Origin of the sequence: Brevibacterium metallidurans, assembly GCF_037101285.1 — a bacterium.
Lineage (GTDB): Bacteria > Actinomycetota > Actinomycetes > Actinomycetales > Brevibacteriaceae > Brevibacterium > Brevibacterium metallidurans.
On sequence record NZ_BAAAAF010000063.1, the window covers coordinates 1 to 622 of the forward strand.

Genomic DNA, 622 nt, shown 5'->3' on the forward strand with positions numbered 1-622 from the left:
TGCCACTGGGGCCACGCACGCTTATTTCGGTCATGATGAGTGGGAACAGTTTGCGCCGGGACTGAAGAACCTGGATGATGCGACGACCCTGCGCGCACGGATCCTTTCCGCTTTTGAACAAGCTGAGAATACCACTGATCCCGCGTTACGGGCTGCCTACCAGACATTCGTCATTGTCGGGGGGGGACCGACAGGCGTTGAGCTGTCCGGGACCATTGCCGAACTGGCAAGGAAAACGCTGAAAAATGATTTCCGTTCTATTGATCCGACAGAGACCAGAATTATTCTGGTTGAAGCCGGACAACGATTGCTCACTGCCTTCCCGGAGTCATTATCGGAATATACCCGTCAGTCCCTGGAGAAACTGGGAGTGGAAGTCAGTTTTGGCCAACCGGTAACGGAATGCTCTGCCGAAGGCGTAGTATATGGTGGGCAACCTCTTCCTGCCAAAACGATCATCTGGGCAGCAGGCGTCACTGCTTCTCCGGCTGCACGCTGGCTCAAGACGGAAGCTGATCGGGCTGGTCGGGTTATCGTGGGAGCTGATCTCACGCTCCCGTTACACCCTGAAATATTTGTAATAGGTGATACCGCGGCCGAGACCGGAGAGGACGGCAGGATG

The 622-nt window shown here is 55.5% G+C and carries 1 protein-coding gene; it reads left to right on the plus strand.

All coding sequences use genetic code 11. The annotated features are described in order from the left end of the window. The coding region (locus AACX88_RS17530; protein WP_339394135.1) for an NAD(P)/FAD-dependent oxidoreductase at positions 1–622 on the plus strand (622 nt) is incomplete at both ends.